Annotated in this window: 14 protein-coding genes; 8 read left to right on the top strand and 6 right to left on the bottom strand. The window is 71.7% G+C overall.

Annotated features, from left to right (window positions below):
- Positions 1-7: 7 nt before the first annotated feature.
- Positions 8-1180 carry a PAS domain S-box protein gene (locus WMF43_RS00480; RefSeq protein ID WP_437676580.1) on the bottom strand — a complete coding sequence of 391 codons (1173 nt, stop codon included), beginning with the start codon at positions 1178-1180 and terminating at the stop codon, positions 8-10.
- A gap of 278 nt (positions 1181-1458) precedes the next feature.
- Between WMF43_RS00480 and WMF43_RS00475 the strand changes: the two genes are divergently transcribed.
- Positions 1459-2292, top strand: a complete 834-nt coding sequence (locus tag WMF43_RS00475; RefSeq protein WP_437676578.1) for a hypothetical protein — start codon at positions 1459-1461, stop codon at positions 2290-2292.
- Positions 2293-2382: 90 nt separating this feature from the next.
- Positions 2383-3207, top strand: coding sequence for a GNAT family N-acetyltransferase (locus WMF43_RS00470; RefSeq protein WP_437676576.1), 825 nt, complete (start codon positions 2383-2385; stop codon positions 3205-3207).
- A gap of 46 nt (positions 3208-3253) precedes the next feature.
- Here the strand turns inward: WMF43_RS00470 and WMF43_RS00465 are convergent, their stop codons facing one another.
- On the bottom strand, positions 3254-3565 hold the full coding sequence (locus WMF43_RS00465; protein ID WP_437676575.1) for a hypothetical protein: 312 nt from the start codon (positions 3563-3565) through the stop codon (positions 3254-3256).
- Between the two features lie 705 nt (positions 3566-4270).
- Here WMF43_RS00465 and WMF43_RS00460 point away from each other — a divergent pair.
- Together WMF43_RS00460 and WMF43_RS00455 are read left to right on the top strand one after the other, a co-directional pair.
- Positions 4271-5272 carry an N-acetylornithine carbamoyltransferase gene (locus tag WMF43_RS00460; protein ID WP_437676573.1) on the top strand — a complete coding sequence of 334 codons (1002 nt, stop codon included), beginning with the start codon at positions 4271-4273 and terminating at the stop codon, positions 5270-5272.
- Positions 5273-5277: 5 nt separating this feature from the next.
- Entirely contained in the window at positions 5278-6618 is a 1341-nt protein-coding gene (locus WMF43_RS00455; RefSeq protein ID WP_437676571.1) for an acetylglutamate kinase, read from the top strand.
- 33 nt (positions 6619-6651) lie between these two features.
- On the opposite strand, the gene WMF43_RS00450 is transcribed toward WMF43_RS00455, so the two are convergent.
- Both WMF43_RS00450 and WMF43_RS00445 read right to left on the bottom strand, forming a co-directional pair.
- Positions 6652-7407 carry a GNAT family N-acetyltransferase gene (locus WMF43_RS00450; RefSeq protein WP_437676569.1) on the bottom strand — a complete coding sequence of 252 codons (756 nt, stop codon included), beginning with the start codon at positions 7405-7407 and terminating at the stop codon, positions 6652-6654.
- 112 nt (positions 7408-7519) lie between these two features.
- On the bottom strand, positions 7520-8128 hold the full coding sequence (locus WMF43_RS00445; RefSeq protein ID WP_437676567.1) for a superoxide dismutase: 609 nt from the start codon (positions 8126-8128) through the stop codon (positions 7520-7522).
- A gap of 355 nt (positions 8129-8483) precedes the next feature.
- Here WMF43_RS00445 and WMF43_RS00440 point away from each other — a divergent pair, with 355 nt between their 5' ends.
- The 3 genes from WMF43_RS00440 (at position 8484) to WMF43_RS00430 (ending at position 15662) form a co-directional block, all read left to right on the top strand.
- Positions 8484-10304 (top strand): OmpA family protein, encoded by a 1821-nt coding sequence (locus WMF43_RS00440; RefSeq protein ID WP_437676565.1) that lies wholly within the window; start codon positions 8484-8486, stop codon positions 10302-10304.
- Positions 10305-10318: 14 nt separating this feature from the next.
- Positions 10319-14593 (top strand): hypothetical protein, encoded by a 4275-nt coding sequence (locus WMF43_RS00435; protein WP_437676563.1) that lies wholly within the window; start codon positions 10319-10321, stop codon positions 14591-14593.
- Between the two features lie 205 nt (positions 14594-14798).
- Positions 14799-15662, top strand: a complete 864-nt coding sequence (locus tag WMF43_RS00430; RefSeq protein ID WP_437676561.1) for an Hsp33 family molecular chaperone HslO — start codon at positions 14799-14801, stop codon at positions 15660-15662.
- Positions 15663-15689: 27 nt separating this feature from the next.
- Here the strand turns inward: WMF43_RS00430 and WMF43_RS00425 are convergent, their stop codons facing one another.
- Both WMF43_RS00425 and WMF43_RS00420 read right to left on the bottom strand, forming a co-directional pair.
- The gene (locus tag WMF43_RS00425; RefSeq protein WP_437676559.1) at positions 15690-16325 is read right to left on the bottom strand and encodes a TetR/AcrR family transcriptional regulator; all 636 of its coding nucleotides are present in this window, start codon (positions 16323-16325) and stop codon (positions 15690-15692) included.
- A 205-nt stretch (positions 16326-16530) separates the two neighbouring features.
- Complete coding sequence (locus WMF43_RS00420; protein ID WP_437676557.1) at positions 16531-18165, bottom strand: FAD-dependent monooxygenase; 1635 nt, start codon at positions 18163-18165, stop codon at positions 16531-16533.
- Positions 18166-18327: 162 nt separating this feature from the next.
- Between WMF43_RS00420 and WMF43_RS00415 the strand changes: the two genes are divergently transcribed.
- Positions 18328-18792 (top strand): SRPBCC family protein, encoded by a 465-nt coding sequence (locus tag WMF43_RS00415; protein WP_437676555.1) that lies wholly within the window; start codon positions 18328-18330, stop codon positions 18790-18792.
- The last annotated feature ends 11 nt before the right edge of the window (positions 18793-18803 follow it).

Raw genomic sequence — 18803 nt, 5'->3', positions numbered from 1 at the left:
GCGGCGTTTACTTGGAGAGGAGCGCGGCCGAGCGCTGGTCGCTGTGCAGCGCGAAGGCGATGGCGCTCTGGAGGGTGCCCTTCGTGATGATGCCCGCCAGATCGAGCCCGAGCCCGACGAGCGTCTGCGCCACCGCCGGCCGGATGCCGGTCAGGACGGTCTTCGCGCCGAGCAGCTGCAGCGCCTTCGCCGTGTCGACGAGCGCGGAGGCGACCTTCGTGTCGATGTCCCTGAGCCCCGTCACGTCGAGGATGACGATCTGAACCTGGGTGGACTGAACCCCCTCGAGCGCGACCGACATCACCTGACTTATCCGCTCCGAGTCCATCTGCCCCACGAGCGGCATGACCACGATGCGATCGGTGATCGGCATGAGCGGCGTCGACATCGCCTGCATGGTGTCGCGCAGCCGCGCGAGCGTCCGCTCATGCTGATCGAGCAGATCCCTGTAGGACGTGACGTCGTGGGCGGTGCCGTAGACGAGGCGGCTCGATGGATCCTCGGTCGGGTCCATGTACGCGGTCCACGCGAGCCATTTGTAAGAGCCGTCCTTGCACCGATAGCGGTTGTCGAAGCGGATGGTCATGCGGCCCTGGAACAGGGCGGTGGCCTCGGCGAGCGTCGCCTCGCGGTCGTCGGGGTGGACGAAGTCGATGAACGGCCTCGCGGTCATCTCCTCGGGCGACCAGCCGAGCGTCCGCTCCCAGGCCGGGTTGGCGTGGCGGAAATACCCGTTTGCGTCCAGGGTGACGAGGAGGCCCACCGAGACATGGAACAGCCTCTCGTACACCGCGACCAGCTGCGCCGTGTCCGAGAGCTGCGACAGCCGCTCTCGATCGCTCGTCACGTCGAGCGCCGTGGCGTAGATGCGGCGCTCCGAGGGGGCGTCGCTCATGTCGACGCTGGCGGCCCAGCCGAGCCACCGGTACGAGCCGTCCTTGCACTGATAGCGGTTGTCGAACCGGGTCGTCGTGTGCCCCTGGAAGAGCTCCGCCGCCTCCGCGAGCGTGGCCTCGCGGTCGCCCGGGTGGACGAACTCGATGAACGGCTTGGCCCTCAGCTCGTCGAGGGACCAGCCGAGCGTCCGCTCCCAGGCCGGGCTCAGCTCATGGAAGCGGCCGCTCGCATCCGCGGTGGCCAGGAGCCCTGCCGAGACCTGGAACAGCTTCTCATTGCTCACCACCGTGTCCTCCCTTGTGCAGGCGCAGCGCGCGCTCCTCGCCGCGGCCGCCCGCCCCTTGGCGCCCGTCTCCGTCCGCATACCGATGAGTCGCTCTCGCGGGCCGCCTGGCCGGAGCGAGCGATCGCTGCTTTAAAGCGAGGTCGACTTCACCGACGCGTCTTCCGTTTGCTTCTCTCCGAAATCGGGGTGTGAAGTCAATAGCACCGGGGCGGATCTGCGGCGGCGCTGGCGAGGTCCGGTCGGCCCGGGTACGCGCGCGCCCCTCACCGGCATCCATGGTCGGATGCGCCGGGGTTCAGTCCCTGTCGATCCGGCCCGCGATCGAGTACCTTCTCGTCGCCACCGTGACGCGCTGCTCCCTGGCTTCCTCCGCGCTCCTCGCCGCGCTCTTCCTCGCCGGATGTAATGCGATCTCGGGCGTTGGAAGCCTCACGTTCGACAGCGGAGGCGCGGGGGGGCGAGGCGGCGCCGCGCCGGAGGCCGCCGGCGGAGGCGGCAGTGGCGGCGGCGGCGGCGACGCGGCGTGCGGGGTCGATTCCTGTGAGGCGCCGAGCGGCGTCGCCCTCGCGGATCAGACGCTCACCGAGCTCCACGGCGACACGGCGGCGGGCGCCCCGCTCATGGACGTGTGTCCGGACGGGCAGGTCATCCTCGGCTTTCAAGGTCTGGTCGGCAATCCAGACTCGTTCATCCTTGGCCAGATCCAGGCGCTCTGTGGCCACCTGGCCGTCGCCGGGACCGACCCGCCCACGATCACCACGATGCCCGGCGACCTCACCCCCGTGCGGGGCGACGCCGGCGAGGTCCCGTGGGAGAGCATTTGCCCGGAAAATGAGGTGGTGGTGGGCTTCAGCGGCCGCGCTGGCAGCTACCTGGACCAGCTCACCTTGCGCTGCGCGCCGCTCCTCGTGACCGGAGCGCCTGGCGCTTATGCGGTCGAGGTCGGCCTCGTCACGCTCCTCGAGACGGTCGGCGGCCAAGGCGGCACGGCGTTCGACGACACCCGCTGCGGTGAGCGCCAGGTCGGGAACCTCGTCCGTGTCATCGCCGAGGCCTCCTTCATCCACGCCTTCGGCCTCGGCTGCAAGGCCGTCTCGCTCACGTACTGATCCGTTCCTCTGGCTCGCGGCGCCCGGGTCGCTCGCGCGCTGCGCGTGCCCTCGACGTTCAGGCCCGGCCGATGACACAATCGCGCCCCTGTGAGCGCCCTCCTCGCCGCCATCGAGCGGTTCTACGATGCCGTTCCCCGCCGGCGCGCCGACGCCGAGGCGCATGGACCGCTGACGCTCTTCGTGCGCCGCTGCGACGGCTGGCCGTACTATGCCCGCCCCACCCTCGGTCATGCCGACCCCGTCTCGGTCGAGGACGTGGCGGCGATGCGCGCGCGGCAGCGGGAGCTCTCTTTCCCGGAGTCGTTCGAGTGGGTGCTGGAGACCACGCCCGGGCTCGACGCCGCCGCCGAGGCGGCCGGCCTGCATGTCCGGCGTTGCCCGCTGCTCGTGCTCTTCGGCGAGCCTGTCCACGTGGCGGTGCCGGCGGACGTCTCCCTAGCGCTCGTCACCCCTGACGATCCTGATCTCCTCGCGGTGCAGGCGGTGGCGTACGTCGCCTTCGGCGCGCTCGACACCGCGGCGGGCCCCGCGGGCCCGGCCGAGCGGGACGCCACCGCGGCCGCGCTCCCGGCCGGCCATACGACCTCGTGGCATACGTCGTTGGTCGACGGGACGATGGTGCACGCGGCGGCGCGGGGCCGCGCCGCCGCGCTCCCCGGTCCGCTCTGCGTGGGCAGTTATCAGCATGCGCAGGAGATCGCCGAGATCGTCGGCGTCGGAACGCTGCCCGCCGCCCGTCGGCGAGGCCTCGCCGCCGCGGTCACCGCGGTGCTGGCGCGGCACGCCCTCGACGCGGGCAATCGCACGGTGTTCCTGTCCGCGCAGAACGACGACGTCGCGCGCGTTTACGAGCGGGTCGGCTTCCGCCGCGTCGCCACCGCGTGCATCGCGGAGCCCCCCGAGCAAGCCTGACGCGGACGCCCCTGCCTGCCGTCCGACCATGTCCCCGCGGCGCCTTTCATCCCGCCGCGGCGTGGTAGTCCGGCCCCTCTTCCCCGATCAAAATCTCCGTCTGGACGACCGACGCTCGTCGCAGGTGCGCCACCGCCTCGAGCTCGGCGTCTCGGCGATATGCCGAGAAGGCCTGTTCGTCCGGAAAGGTGACGAGGTGAACCTCTTTCAGATGGTTCCCGGCGTCATCGGGTGCTGTCACCACGGTCCGCTCGATGGCCCCGCCGTACCGGGCCATCACCGCGGCCGCCTTCCGTTCGAATGCGCGGAACGCCTCGATTGCCTCGCAGCGCACCGTGAGGATCACGACCAGCGTCATTCGACGATCGCTCGCACGCCCCGCCTCGAAGCAGGAGACAAAAAAAAAGAGCGCCCATTCGACGGTGGGGGGGGTACCGTCACGGGCGCTCTGACCTACCCCTTTAGCAGGATGCAGGCCAAGCCCCTCCCGTCTCAATTTCGCGGCTTCTCCCTAGAGCACCCCCTGTACCCCTTCCGATCTTGCAATCCCCTCCCTTGCAAACCTGACATTCCCCAGAGTCCGCTCGTCCGTCCCGGGCTGCTCTCCTTCCGCCTCATCCCCTCTGCCACACCCCCGCAACGCGCCTCCGACGCGCTCTCCGCTCCGACGCGCTCTCCCCTCCGACGCGCTCTCCCTTGCGTGCGCCGACCGAAGCGCCGGCGGGGGGCGCTGCGCGGCAGGGCGCGGGCGGGCGCGCGAGCACCGACCGAGGTGCCATAAGGTCTCTCACGGCTCCGCGCCTCAGGCGCGCCTTGTGTGGCGCGCACCATAACGTCTCAGCTGCCGAGGCCCGAAGGGAGACATGCCGGGCGGTGTCTTCAGCGCAAGCTCCCGAGTCCCCGCCTCGGCGGATGGCCAGCGCCCGCCCGCGCCCTGCCGCGCAGCGCCCCCCGCCGGCGCGTGCCCCTCGGATCCCGCGCCCCCATCGTTGACATCCCCTCCAGGATTGCTCCAATGCGTGCGCGCCCGCTCCATGCTCGTTCAACAGCGAGGAGGCATCCGATGCGGCACTTCTTGACCACCATGGACTACACCCGCGCCGAGATCGAGGGCCTCCTCGAGCGCGCGCAGCGCTTCAAGCGGCATCCTGTCGAGCCGCGCCTCAAGGACCGCACCCTCGCGCTCGTGTTCTTCAATCCGTCGCTGCGGACGCGCACGTCGTTCGAGGTCGGCATCCAGGAGCTCGGCGGCCACGCCGTCGTCCTGGAGCCCGGCAAGGGCGCCTGGCCGATCGAGTTCGAGGAGGGCGCCGTGATGGACGGCGAGCCCGAGGAGCACATCCAGGAGGTCGCCCGCGTGCTCTCGCGTTACGCCGACCTCATCGGCGTGCGCGCGTTCCCCAAGTTCCAGCGCTGGGAGGACGACCGCAAGGACAAGGTGCTGCAGGGCTTCGCGCGCCACGCCACCGTGCCCGTCATCAACCTCGAGACCATCACCCACCCGTGCCAGGAGCTCGCGCTCGCGCTCACGATGAAGGAGCGCCTCGGCCGCCTCGACGGCAAGAAGCTCCTGCTCACGTGGACGTACCACCCGCGCCCGCTCAACACCGCGGTCGCCAACTCGGCCGTCCTCATCGCCTCCAAGCTCGGCATGGACGTCACCGTGCTCTGCCCCAATGAGGAGTACCACCTCGACGATCGCTACCTCGACGCCGCCCGCAAGAGCGCCGCCGAGAACGGGCGCAAGCTCTCGATCACGTACGACATCGAGTCCGCCTACCGCGGCGCCGACATCGTGTACGCGAAGAGCTGGGGGGCGATTCCCTACTTCGGGCGCTGGGAGCAGGAGAAGCCCATCCGCGACCGGCACAAGCACTTCATCGTCGACGAGCAGAAGATGGCGCTCACCCCGGGCGCGCTCTTCTCCCATTGCCTCCCGGTGCGCCGCAACGTCAAGGTCACCGACGCCGTGCTCGACTCCCCTCGCTCCCTGGTCATCGACGAGGCCGAGAACCGGCTCCACGTCCAGAAGGCCGTGATGGACGCGCTGATCAACGGGGGATGACCGCAATGGGCCCGACACACGACGTCATCGTCCGCCTGCTCAGGAACCTCGGCAGCCGCAAGGAGGTCGAGCAGTACCTCAAGCAGTACGCGGGCGTCGATCAGCAGAAGTTCGCCGTCATCAAGGTCGGCGGCGCCATCCTCGACGAGGACCTCGAGGCGCTCGCGACCTCGCTCGTCTTCCTGAACCAGGTCGGCCTCTACCCCATCGTCATCCACGGCGCCGGCCCGCAGCTCGATCGGGCCCTCGCCGAGGCGGGGATCCCGACCGAGCGCGTCAACGGCCTGCGCGTCACGACGCCGCGCATCCTGGAGATCGCGCGCCGCGTCTTCCTCCGCGAGAACCTGCGGCTCGTCGAGGCGCTCGAGGAGATGGGCACGCGCACGCGGCCGATCACGGCGGGCGTGTTCGAGGCGTCGCTCGTCGACGAGGGGCGCCTCGGGCTCGTCGGCAAGGTGGAGCGCGTGCACCTCGACGCGGTGAGGTCGAGCATCCGCGCCGGCCACCTGCCGATCCTCGCCTGCCTCGGCGAGACCTCGGGCGGGCAGATCGTCAACATCAACGCCGACGTGGCCGCGCGCGAGCTCGCGCTGGCGACGCAGCCGTTCAAGATGATCTTCCTCACGAGCACGGGCGGCCTGCTCGACGAGCACGGGCGCATCATCTCGGCCATCAACCTCGAGGAGGACTACGCGGGGCTCGTGACCCAGCCGTGGCTCGAGGGCGGCATGCGGCTCAAGCTCCAGGAGATCAAGCTCCTGCTCGACGGCCTGCCGGCGACCTCCTCGGTCTCGATCACCTCGCCGGATCACCTGGCCAAGGAGCTCTTCACGCACACCGGGTCAGGCACGCTCGTCCGGCGCGGCGAGCGCATCCTCCGGCACGACACGCTGGACGGCATCGACAGGCCCCGGCTGCGCGACCTGCTCGAGGCGTGCTTCCAGCGCAAGCTCGACGAGAGCTACTTCGAGAAGAAGGAGTTCTACCGCATCTACCTGTCCGCCTCGTACCGCGCGACCGCGATCCTCACGCTCGGAAAGAACGGCAAGCCGCCCTCGATCCCGTACCTCGACAAGTTCGCGGTGACCACGGAGGCGCAGGGCGTGGGGATCGGCGGCTCGCTCTGGACGCGCATGAAGAACGAGAACCCCCGGCTCTTCTGGCGCGCCCGGAACGGCAACGAGATCAACCCCTGGTACTTCCAGCAGGCCGAGGGCAGCTACCGCAACGAGCAATGGACGGTGTTCTGGTACGGCATGCCGAGCTTCGACGACATCCGGGCCTGCATCGACCACGCGCTCTCGCTGCCGGCGACCCTGCGCCAGCACGGCACCGCCGACCTCTGACCTGCGCCGCGCCGGGCGCCACCGCGCCCGGGCTCAGCCCTGCTCGCCCTCTTCTCCCGGCTCCGCGGGGGTGCCGGGCTCCGCGTCGAGCGCGGCGGCCGGCGGCGGAGGCGCGGAGGTCGCCCTCCGCTCTGCGCCCCGCGCCTTGGACGAGCGCCGCGCCGCGCGTTTCGGCTTCGCGGGCGCGCCGGGCGCGTCCTGGGGGCGCGGCCGCTTGAGCGCCCGGGGCGGCAGGAGCTCCGAGTCCACGGCGACCTTCTTCGCCATGAAGATGGCCGCGTCGAGCCGGTAGAAGCTGCGCTTTCGATAGAACTTCAGGGCGCCGATGTTGTTCTCGGCCACCTCCAGGACGAGGTGGGTGCAGCCGCGGATCCGCGCGAGGTGCTCGAGCTGCTCCAGCATGAAGGCCCCGACGCCGCGGCCCTGGTAGTCCGGGTGCACCGCGAGCTCCTCGACGAAGAGCGGGCGCATGTCGTGCTTCGCGAAGTACCGCTCGTTCATCCAGTTGTCCGTCCCGGTGATCTCGAACGCGCACTCCGCGTAGCCGGCGATCTCTTGCCCGCTCCCCTCGCGGACCTCGAAGAGGAGCTGCTCGACCCCCTCTTCCTCGTAGACCTCCAGGAACCGCTTCTTCGAGCGGGGGCGCTGGTACTCGACCGTCTCCCGGTTGACGTCGCGGAACACCTTCTTGAGGAACTCCCAAACGCGGTTGAGATCGCGCCGGTGGATCCGGCGCACATGGATCAGCCTCTCGTCCTCAGCTGCAGGTGAGCTCGCGGGCTTGGTCATCGGTCGCGCGCAGTCTACAGGACCGCGGCGGAGAGGCCAGTGCGGTGGGGCGGCGGGGGCGCGTGCCCCCGCCGTGGGACAAAACGCGTGCCCCCGCCGTGTTACTGAAGGATCAGGTAGCGGACTGCGGGCCGATCTGCTGGAGGCGCGCGTTGATGACGTCCCAGTTCAGGCCGGAGAGCGTGTTGGCCACGTAATCCGCCTTCTTCGTCTGGTAGTCCGCGAAGTACGCGTGCTCCCAGGCGTCGATGGCGATCATGATATGCGTGTTGGCGAACAGACCCACGTCGTGCTCGGTCCGGATGAGGTTGTTGAAGAGCTTCTTCTCCTGGTAGTCGTACACGAGCACCGTCCAGCCGTGCGCGCTGAGGAGCGCCGCCTTCGTGTCGGCCAGCCAGCTGTCGAAGCTGCCGAACGACGCCTCGATGATCCGCTTCGACTCCGCGCTCGGCTGCGTGGAGCCGTTGCCCAGGTTCTCGAAGTAGAGCTCGTGCAGCACCGTCCCGTTGAACGCGACAGGCTCGCGACGCTTGAGCTCGCTGTACGCGTTGTAGGAGTAGTTCGGCGCGCTGCGATCCGCCTTGCCGAGCTGCTCCCAGATCTCGTTGAGCTTCTTCACATACCCTTGGTACAGCGTGAAATGCGCCTTGAGCTGCAGATCACTCAAGCCCTTGGCGTTGCCGCCGAGCAGGTTGTCGAAGTTCTTGGGTTCGCGGGCCATGGTCCCTCCTAAACGAGTTCCGCGAGCAGCGCGTGCCGCGGGGTGAGATGGCCGCTCTACCGCTGCCGCTGTCCGGTCGCAACCCTGGCGTGCGGGACGTCACGCCCGAGCCACGCGACGCCACCGCGCCTGACCCGGTTACGGGAAACTCCGTACACCCGCCCCGGTCCACCGAGAGGCCGAAGGGACGGAAACGCCGGGCCGCCGCCGGGGTCGGGCCGACGCGGCGCCCCTCTCGCCCGAGCGCGCCGCCCCGGCGAACCGCCGAAACATCGTGAAACGTTGAACGCCGCGACGGTTTCGGTCGATACTTCCCGCGCTTGCTGTTCCTTCGCGCAAGGAGGCGACCTCGTTCATGCAGGCTCGTACACAGGGGATCTATCCGACGGCCGCGCTCGCGGCAGCGCTGTGCCTGCTCGGCGCAGCAAGCCGCGCCCACGCGCAGGAACGAGCGGGATCCGAGGGCTTCGCGCTCGACCGATTCCAGCCGGCGCCCGCCGGCGACAGGATGTTCGGAGTCCAGTCGGCCTACACGGCGGGGGACGCATCGCCCCACATCATGATCCTCGGCGATTACGCCCAGGATCCGCTCGTGCTCCGCACGGAGGACGGCAACGAGGACGCGGGCGCGGTCGTCAGCAACCAGCTCCTGCTCCACCTGAGCGCCTCGCTCTCGCTCTGGAGCCGCGTCACCGTGAGCGCCGATCTGCCGCTCGCGCTCCAGTCCGGCGACGGCGGGGCCGCCTCCGGCGCGGTGCTCGCCGGGCCGAGCAGCAGCGCGCTCGGCGACCTCCGGCTCGGCGCGCGCGCGACGCTCTTCGGCGGCTACCACGACCCCTTCCAGCTCGCGATCGCCGGCTACGTCTGGGTGCCGACCGGCAGCCCCGAGGCGTACGCCGGTGACGGCAGCCTGCGCGGCTCGCCCCAGCTCGTCCTCGGCGGGAACGCGGACCGCGTGGTGTGGTCGATCGCCGCGGGGCCGGAGTTCCGGGCCACGAAGCCGTTCGCCAACGTCGAGCAGGGCATGATGGTGCACTGGGGCGCCGGCCTCGGGCTGCTGCTCGACGACGAGCGGCGCCTGCAGATCGGCCCCGAGCTCACGGGCGACGTCACGATCTCCGACGTGCAGCAGCGCACGATCAACGTGGAGGCCCTGCTCGGCGGGCGCTACCGCGTGGCGAGCGACTTCGAGGCCGGGCTCGGCGTGGGCCCCGGCCTCTCCGCCGGCGTCGGCACGCCCTCGTTCCGCGCCGTCGCGATGGTCGCGTACACGCCCGAGGTGAAGCCGCCCGTGCACGACCGCGATCGCGACGGCATCGTCGACGCGGTCGACGCCTGCCCGGACGTCCCCGGCGTCGGGAGCGCGGATCGCGCGAAGAACGGCTGCCCGCCGCCGCCCAAGGACACCGACCGCGACGGCCTCATCGACGCGGTCGACGCCTGCCCCGACGTGGCCGGCGTCGCCGACCCGGATCCCAAGAAGAACGGCTGCCCGCCGCCCAGGGACACCGACGGCGACGGCTTCGTCGACCCCGTGGACGCCTGCCCCGACGTGGCCGGCGTCGCCGACCCGGATCCCAAGAAGAACGGCTGCCCGCCGCCGGACCGCGACGGCGACAAGGTCCCCGATCCGTCGGACGCGTGCCCCGACATCCCCGGGCTCGTCACGACCGATCCGGCGACGAACGGCTGCCCGGGCGACACCGACGGCGACGGCATCCGCGACGACAAGGACGCCTGCCCGAACGAGAAGGGCAAGGCGGACGAGGATCCGAAGCAGAACGGGTGCCCGGTCGCGGTCCGGGTGACCGAGACCGAGATCGTCATCCTGCAGCAGGTGCAGTTCGACACGGGCAAGGCGACGATCCGGCCGGTGAGCAACGAGCTGCTCGACGAGGTCGCCGGCGTGCTCAAGGACCACCCGGAGATCGTCAAGCTCGAGGTCCAGGGCCACACCGACGACCGCGGCGCGCGCCTGTTCAACGTCAAGCTGAGCCAGAGCCGCGCGGAGTCGGTGGTCAAGGCGCTCGTCGAGCGCGGGATCGCCCCCGAGCGCTTGCAGGCGAAGGGCTACGGCCCCGACGTCCCGATCGCGGAGAACAAGACCGAGGCGGGGCGCCAGAAGAACCGGCGCGTCCAGTTCAACATCCTCGAGAAGGCAAAGAAGCAGCAGTGAGGCTGGAGGCTTCGATGGCAAGGCGATTGGCAATCACGGGGCTCGCCAGCGCGGCGCTGCTCGGGGCGCTCGCGGGGACCGCGAGCGCGGGCTCGCGGACGCCCCGGGTCCAGGTGGCGCAGCGGGGCGATTTCGTCCTCATCGGCAACACGCTGGCGCACGACTGCGTCTCCGGGACGCCGACCCCGCTCGTGGGCGACGTCAACATCATGATGTGCGGCGCCAACACGAGCGACTCGGCGCCCGACGTCTACTGGCGGGCCGACAGCCCGCTCGCGGGCCAGGCGGAGGCGAACTCCACGGTGGCGCCGTCGGCGGCCCGCAGCACCGCGGTGCTGCAGCTGCCCGCGGGCGCGCGGGTGACCCACGCGTACCTCTACTGGGCGGCGAGCCGCACCTCGGGCGCGGCCGACCTCCGCGTCACGCTCGATCGGCCCGGCGCCGGCGCCTTCACCTCCGAGGTGACCGGCGAGCTCTCGGGCGAGACGGCGCTCTCGGGCCCCACCCACTCCCAGGCGGTCGCCGACGTCACGTCGATCGTGCAGACCCGCGGCGCGGGGGCCTACCGCCTGGGCGGCATCGGCAACGCGGCGGCGCTCAGCGGCGTGAACCAGGCGTTCGCGTTCGCGGGCTGGTGGATGGTCGTGCTCTACGAGCTCACGACCGCGCCCGCCCGGAACCTCGCCGTCTTCGACGGGCTCGACCCCGTGATCGACGGCGCGGCGGTGGGCTGGCCGATCTCGGGGTTCGTCGTCCCCCCCGACGTGGGCCAGGCGAAGCTCGGCGTCATCGGCTACGACGGCGACAGCTCGACCGGCGACGCGCTCGAGTGGAACGGGACCGCGCTGTCCGATCTGCAGAACCCCGCGAGCAACTTCTTCAACAGCACCCGCTCGTACCTCGGCGCGCCGACGTCGACCGCGGGTGATCTCCCGAGGCTCACCGGCGCGCCGCAGAGCATGAGCGGCATCGACCTCGACGTCGTCCAGATCCCGGCCTCCTTGCTGGAGGCCGGCGACACGTCCGCGGAGGTCTCGGCGGTCGTCACGAGCGTCGACACGTACCTGCTCGGCGGCATCATCACGTCGATCCCGACGCTCTTGCCGGACCTCTCCACGTCCACCAAGACGGTCCTGGACCTCGACGGCGGCGGCGTGTCGCCGGGGGACACGCTCGAGTACACGATCATCGTCACCAACTCGGGGAACGACCAGGCGGCGTACGTGGTGATGAACGACGTGCTGCCCGCCGGGGTCACCTACGCGCCGGGCTCGCTGGAGATCACGACCGGCCCGAACGCGGGCGGCCTGACCGACGCCGCCGGCGACGACGAGGGCGAGTACATCGCCGGCACCCGGACGGTCCGCGTGCGGCTCGGCGAAGGCGCCGGCGCGGCGCAGGGCGGGTCGCTCGGGGTCGAAGACACCACGACGGTGCGGTTCCGCGTCACCATCGATCCGGGCACGAACGGTCTGATCGAGAACCAGGCCATCATCCGCGCGGCGAGCCCGGCGAGCCCGGCGGGCGGGGCGTCGCAGGACTACCCGACCGACGGCAACGGCGCGGGCGCGGGCGCGCCGCCGACGGGGATCCTCGTCGACAGCGACAGCGACGGGCTGAGCGACGGCGAGGAGGCCGCCGCGGGCACCGACCCGAACGACGCCGACACGGACGACGACGGCATCAGCGACGGCGACGAGCAGTTCTGGGACCGCGACACCGACGGCGACGGCCTCGTCAACGCGCGCGACGTGGACAGCGACAACGACGGGCTCTTCGACGCGACCGAGATCGGCCTGACGGACTGCAACGGCCCGGGGACCGACACGCTGGCGGGGCACTGCGTGCCCGACGGCGACGCCGGCGCCACGACGACCGATCCGCTCGACTCGGACACCGACAACGGCGGCGTGCCCGACGGCTCGGAGGACGCGGACCTCGACGGCGTGCTCGACGCCGGCGAGCTGGATCCCACGGACGGGCACGGGCGTGACGACAGCGGGAGCGTCGACACCGACGGCGACGGGCTGAGCGACCCGCTCGAGGTGTACATCGGCACGGACCCGAACGACCCGGACTCCGACGACGACGGCGTGCGCGACGGCGCCGAGCCGAACCCCACGGACGACAACGACGGCGACGGGCTCGTCAACGCCCTCGACGTCGACAGCGACGACGACGGCCTCTTCGACGGCACCGAGCTCGGCCTCGGCTGCAGCGGGGAGGGCACCGACGCGGCGGCGGGCGACTGCATCCCGGACGGCGACGCCGGCGCCACCAAGACCTCGCCGCTCGAGGCCGACACCGACCGCGGCGGCGCGAGCGACGGCTCCGAGGACACGAACCTCAACGGGGTGCGCGACGCGGGCGAGACCGACCCCCGGGCCGGCCGCGGATCGGACGACGCGCAGAACGCCGACGGCGACGACGACGGGCTGAGCGACGGCCTCGAGGCGACGCTCGGCACGGATCCGGAGGACGCGGACACGGACGACGACGGCGTGCGCGACGGCGACGAGCCGAACCCGGCCGACGACACCGACGGCGACGGGCTCGTCAACCCGCTCGACGTGGACAGCGACGACGACGGCCTCTACGACGGCACCGAGCTCGGCCTCGGCTGCGGCGACCCGGCGACCGACGTGCAGGCGGCGCACTGCGCGGCCGACGCGGACGCCGGCACCACGCGGACGTCGCCGATCGACGCGGACACGGACGGCGGCGGCGCGAGCGACGGGTCCGAGGACGCCAACCTGAACGGCGTCGCGGACAACGGCGAGACCAACCCGACCCGCCGCCACGGCGACGACGACGCCGGCAACGCGGACGGGGACGAGGACGGGCTGAGCGACGACCTGGAGGCGACGCTCGGCACCGACGCGGCCGACGCGGACTCCGACGACGACGGGGTGCTGGACGGGCGGGAGGCGAACCCGGCCGACGACACCGACGGCGACGGGCTCGTCAACGCGCGCGACGTGGACAGCGACGACGACGGCCTCTACGACGGCACCGAGCGCGGCCTCGGCTGCGACGGCGCGGGCACCGACGCGGAGGGCGGCCACTGCACGGCGGACGCCGACGGCGGGACCACGACGACGTCGGCGGTCAACGCCGACACGGACGGCGGCGACGCGCGTGACGGGTCCGAGGACGCCAACCTGAACGGCGCGGTCGAGGCCGGCGAGACCGACCCGGGCGCCGGCCACGGCGACGACGACGCCCAGAACGTGGACGCCGACGGCGACGGGCTGAGCGACGACCTGGAGGTGTTCCTCGGGTCGGATCCGGCGGACCGCGACGCCGACGACGACGGCCTGCTCGACGGCGACGAGCCGAACCCCGGCGACGACCACGACGGCGACGGGAAGCTCAACGTGCTCGACGAGGACAGCGACGGCGACGGCCTCCACGACGGCACCGAGGCGGGCAAGGACTGCTCGGACGCGGACACCGCGCCCGACGCCGCGACCTGCACGGCGGACGCCGACGGCGGCGAGTCGACGACGAGCGTGGTGGACAGGGACACGGACCGCGGCGGGATCAGCGACGGCGAGGAGGACCTGAACCACAACGGCGCGGTCGACGAGGGCAGCGGCGAGACGGACCCGAACGACGCCGGCGACGATCGCGGCGATCGCGACCACGACGGGCTGTCGAACACGGAGGAGACGGAGCTCGGCACCGATCCGGACGACGCCGACAGCGACGACGACGGCGCGATCGACGGCCAGGAGATCCGCCCCGGGTCGGACACCGACGAGGACGGGAAGATCAACGCGCTCGATCCCGACAGCGACGGCGACGGGCTGTTCGACGGGACCGAGCTCGGCAAGGACTGCTCGAACCCGGACACCGACCCCGCCGCGAGGACGTGTGTGCCCGACGCGGACGAGGGCGAGACCACGACGGATCCGCTCAAGGCCGACACCGACGGCGGCGGCGCGATCGACGGCGAGGAGGACGCGAACCACAACGGCGCCGTCGACGCCGGCGAGCGCGATCCGCTCGATCCCGCGGACGATCAGCCGGCGACGTGCGAGCGGGACAGCGACTGCGGCGCCGGGATGGTGTGCAACGAGGCGAAGCAATGTGTCGCCGGCTGCCGCGACGCCGCGGGCGCGATCGTCCCGTGCGCTCCGGAGCCCCCCGGCAGCGGCGTCGTCGTGCAAGGCGGCGGCTGCGCCTGCACGGTGGGCGCGGAGGGCGGCAGCCGCTCGGCGCCGTGGGCCTTGCTCGCGGCCGGCGCGTGCGCCGCCGCGCTCCACCGGCGCCGCCGGCGCGGCTGACCGAAGGCCACGCGCCGGCACCCCCGCCCGCGGAGGACGCGCGGGGGTGCCGGTGCTCTAACCTATCGAAATAACGACGCTTTTCGACCATGGCCCGCGCCGCCGGCGGCGCCGAGGTCGCGGCCGGCCTGAGCCGCGGCCGAGCGCCGCGGGTTGCCATCTGCCGTCCATGGCTTAACGATATTTTTCCACGGGAGAGTGCATCTTGCTCCGACCTTCTGATTCTGTCGTTCGCGCCATCACGATGGATGGCGCTTTCCGCGTCATCACCGCGCTGACCACCGAGACCGTGCGCGGCGCCGTCGCGGTGCAGTCGGCCACCGGCACGACCGCGCAGCGGCTGGGAGAGCTGATCACCGGCGCCATCCTCGTGCGCGAGGCGATGGCGCCGACCTTGCGCGTGCAGGCGATCGTCAAGGGCGCCGCCGGCCGCGGGACGCTCGTCGCCGACTCGCACCCCGACGGCACGAGCCGCGGCCTGGTCAACCTGGGCAAGGGCGCCGAGGGGAGCGGCGTGGAGATCGGGGAAGGGTCGCTGCTGCAGGTCATGCGCACCCTGCCGAGCGGGATGCTGCACCAGGGCGTCGTCGAGGTCCCGGCCGAGGGCGGCATCTCCGGCGGCCTGATGACGTACATGCAGGAGTCGGAGCAGGTCGTCTCGATGATCGCGGTGGCCACGCTGATCGGCGCGGACGGCGTCGGCGCCTCCGGCGGCTACCTCGTGCAGCTGCTCCCGGAGGTCGAGCGCGGGCCGCTCATGGTGATGACCGAGCGGCTCAAGGACTTCGAGCGCCTCGACGACGTGCTCGCGCACGAGGGGGCCTCGGCCGACGTGCTGCTCGAGGAGCTGCTCTACGGCATGCCGTTCTCTCGGCTCGACGACTCGCCGCTCAGCTTCAGCTGCCGCTGCAGCGAGCTCCGGGTCATGGCCACGCTGGCGAGCTTGCCGAGGAGCGACGTCGAGGAGATGGTCGAGGACGGGAAGGTCCTCGACATCCGCTGCGATTACTGCGGCAAGGACTACCAGGTGTCGCCGACGCAGCTCCGGTCGCTGCTCACGACGAGCTGAGCCGGAGGCCGCGCCCGGCGGCCGGCGTCACGCCGGCTGCCCGGGCGAGAGGCCGCGGACCAGGAAGGTGATGATCCGGTCGACCTCGGCCTGGTCGTCCCACGCGGCGTCCGGCGCGATGAACACGCGGTGGACGATGTACCCCATGAACGTCGAGGCGATGCAGCGGACGACGAGGGGCGCCGGCCAGTCGACGACCTGCCCCTCCTGCTGGAAGCGCTCGATCAAGGCGAGCCCCTTCGCGAGCAGCGGCGCGTACACGCGGCGGAGGATGCCCATCCGGAGCTCGGCGTCGAACGGCAGCTCCTGCGCGAGGATGCGCACGAGCCGGGGGTGCGCGCGCACGAACGCGACGCGCTCGGCGAGCAGCGCCCGCAGGAAGGCCTCGAAGCTCGGGTAGGTCGCGCTGAGCACCGGGTCCATGGAGCGTGTCATCGCGGGCCCCACGAGCTGCTCGATCGCGGGCCCCAGCACGCCGAGCAGGAGCTCCCGCTTGCTGGGGAAGTACTTGAAGATCGTCGCCTCGGCGACCCCGGCGCGCCGGGCGATGTCCTTCGTCGCGGTCCCGGCGAAGCCCTGCTCCGCGAAGGCGTTGACCGCGGCCTCGACGATCTTCTTCTGCGCCTCGGTCAACGTGTCGTTCGCGCGCGGGCGGCGGCTCATGGGCGTCCTCTTGCTGCTCACCTCTGGTTCGGCCTGTCAGATGTCTGGGCAGGGATCACGGCGAGAGAAGAGAGATTTGAACGCAAAGGCGCAAAGGCGCAAAGGCGCAAAAATACAGAGAAAATTCTGGTTTGCGCCTTTGCGCCCTTTGCGCCTTTGCGTTCAAATCTCTCGGGATCCCTGGCCAGACCTGTGAGGCATGAAACTAGCTGGCCTCGCCCCGCCGCGGGAAGAGCCGGCCAAGCGCCCGCCCGAGCTCGCCCTCGTCGATCGGATCGCTGCGCACGCCGACGTAGCCGTCGGGCCGGACGAGCACGGCCGCCGTCGCCTCGACGCCGTACGCCGCGTGGGCGCGCCCGTCCGGGTCTGCGTACCCGCCCGCCTCGGGCGCGCCGAGGATCAGCACCTTCAGGTCGGGCCCGCCGAGCCTCGCCGCGAGCCGCCGCGCGAGCGCGCCCGCCTCGCCCGCTCCGCCGTCCGATCGCGGGCCGGTGAAGAGCAGCAGCGCGTGCTCCACGCCGCGCAGCAGCTCGAAGAGGCGCACCACCTCGCCCGCCGCGCCGCGCAGCGCGACGTCCGGCGCGCGGTCGCCGGCGCGGGGCCCGCGCGCCGGCGGGCTCCCGATCTGCACCGACAGCGGGCTCTTCCGGTACCGGATGTTGAGCTGCGAGACGAAGCCCAGGATCCGGCGCTGCACGGCGGCGAGGCCGAAGGCGCGGGCCATGAGGGTCGGCGCGACCAGGCGCACCGCGCGGCCGAACGGGCCGTGCCCGGCGAGGAGGCCGAACATGCGGTCCGTGCTGTCGACCAGCCGGCGCGCCACGGGCAGGCGCTCCATCTCGTAGGTGTCCAGCAGCCACGCCGGCATCCGGCCCTGCGCGACCGCGGCGAGCTTCCACGCCAGGTTGCAGGCGTCCTGGATCCCGGTGTTCATGCCCTGCCCGCCGGCCGGGCTGTGGATGTGCGCCGCGTCCCCGGCCAGGAACACCCGCCCGCGGCGCAGCCGCGAGGCGACGCGGTGATGCAGCCGGTAACGCGAGAGGACGATGGCCTTCTCCACCTTGAACGGCACCGGGATCAGGCTGCGCATCGTGCCCTCGAACTCTTCGAGCGAGGGCGCGGCGCCCCGCGCAGGCGGCAGCTCGGGCAGGATGAGGATGACCCGGAACCGGTGGCTCCCGGGCACGGGGAACGCCGCGGCGACGCCCCGGCGCGAGGGGCTTACGTAGAGCTCGCCGTCCGGCAGCTGCCAGTCGACGACGAGGTCGCCCAGCAGGCAGTGATCGTTGTAGGTGTCGCCCTCGAAGGTGATGTCCGCGCCCTTGCGGACCGGGCTGTGCGCGCCGTCGCAGCCGAGGAGCCACCTCGCGCGCACCTCCTCGACGCCCGCGTCGGGCCGGCGGAGCGTGCACGTGACGCCGTCGTCGTCCTGCGTATAGGAGACGAGCTCGACGCCGCGCTCGAGCGCCACGCCCAGGCCGGACAGCCGCGAGGCCAGGACCTGCTCGGTGTCGAACTGCTGGATGACGAAGAGGCCCGGGGCGGACGTGGCCAGCTCCGAGAGCCTGACCATCGGCAGCCGCGCGCGCCGGCCGCCCTGGAGCAGGAGGTTGAACGCCTCCACGCGCAGGCCGCGCGCCGTCGCTGCCTCGGCGATCCCCATCCTGTCGAAGAGCTCCAGCGTCCGCGCCTGCACCGCGAGCGCCCGCGAGTGGTCCGGCGGTGGCTCCAGCGCCTTGTCCACGATCCGCACTGCGAGACCTCGCCGGGCGAGCTCCCCCGCCATCGTCAACCCCGTCGGCCCCCCGCCGACGACCAGCGCGTCCAATGCTCCCGCCATGGCTGCCTCCATCAGGTGAGTGAGTACTTACTCACTTTAGGTATGCCGGATGAGGTTGGCAAGGCTCCCGCAGCCCGCGGGTGTCCTCGCCGTCCGCGGCCAGCCCTCGGGCACGTCGGGCGGGCGTGCTCGCGCTGCGGGGTCCATGCGATGGTCGCCCGCATGGAAGAGGTCCACGTGAACGTCTACATCCACGCCCCGGTCGAGCGCGTCTTCGAGGCGGTGGCCGACCACGAGCGCTTCCTTCGCGCGGGGGAGAGCACCCGCACGACGGTCGTCCGGCCGGGGCTCACCGAGCGCAACGGCCTCGGCGCCCTGCGCGAGGTGCGGGTCGGCAAGAGGATCCGTTACGTCGAGGAGATCACGGCCTTCGAGCGGCCCTCGTCGTTCGACTACCGGATCCTCGAGAGCTCGCAGCCGCTCCGGCACCACGGCTCGCGCCTCCGCTTCACCCCGCGCGGCGACGGCACGGAGGTCGACTGGACGTCGCGCTTCGAGGTCCCGGTGCCGCTCGTCGGCAGCGCGCTCGGCTCGCTCGCGAGGCGCATGTTCGTCGCGGCGTTCACCGAGCTGCTGCTCGCCGAGAAGGCGCGGCTCGAGTCCCCGCGGGCAGGCCAGGCCGCCTGACGGGCGCACCC

The organism is Sorangium sp. So ce131, from assembly GCF_051519095.1.
Taxonomy (GTDB): domain Bacteria; phylum Myxococcota_A; class Polyangia; order Polyangiales; family Polyangiaceae; genus Sorangium.
The sequence above is the reverse complement of the archived record's forward strand: the minus strand, read 5'-3'. Positions and strand labels throughout refer to the sequence as shown.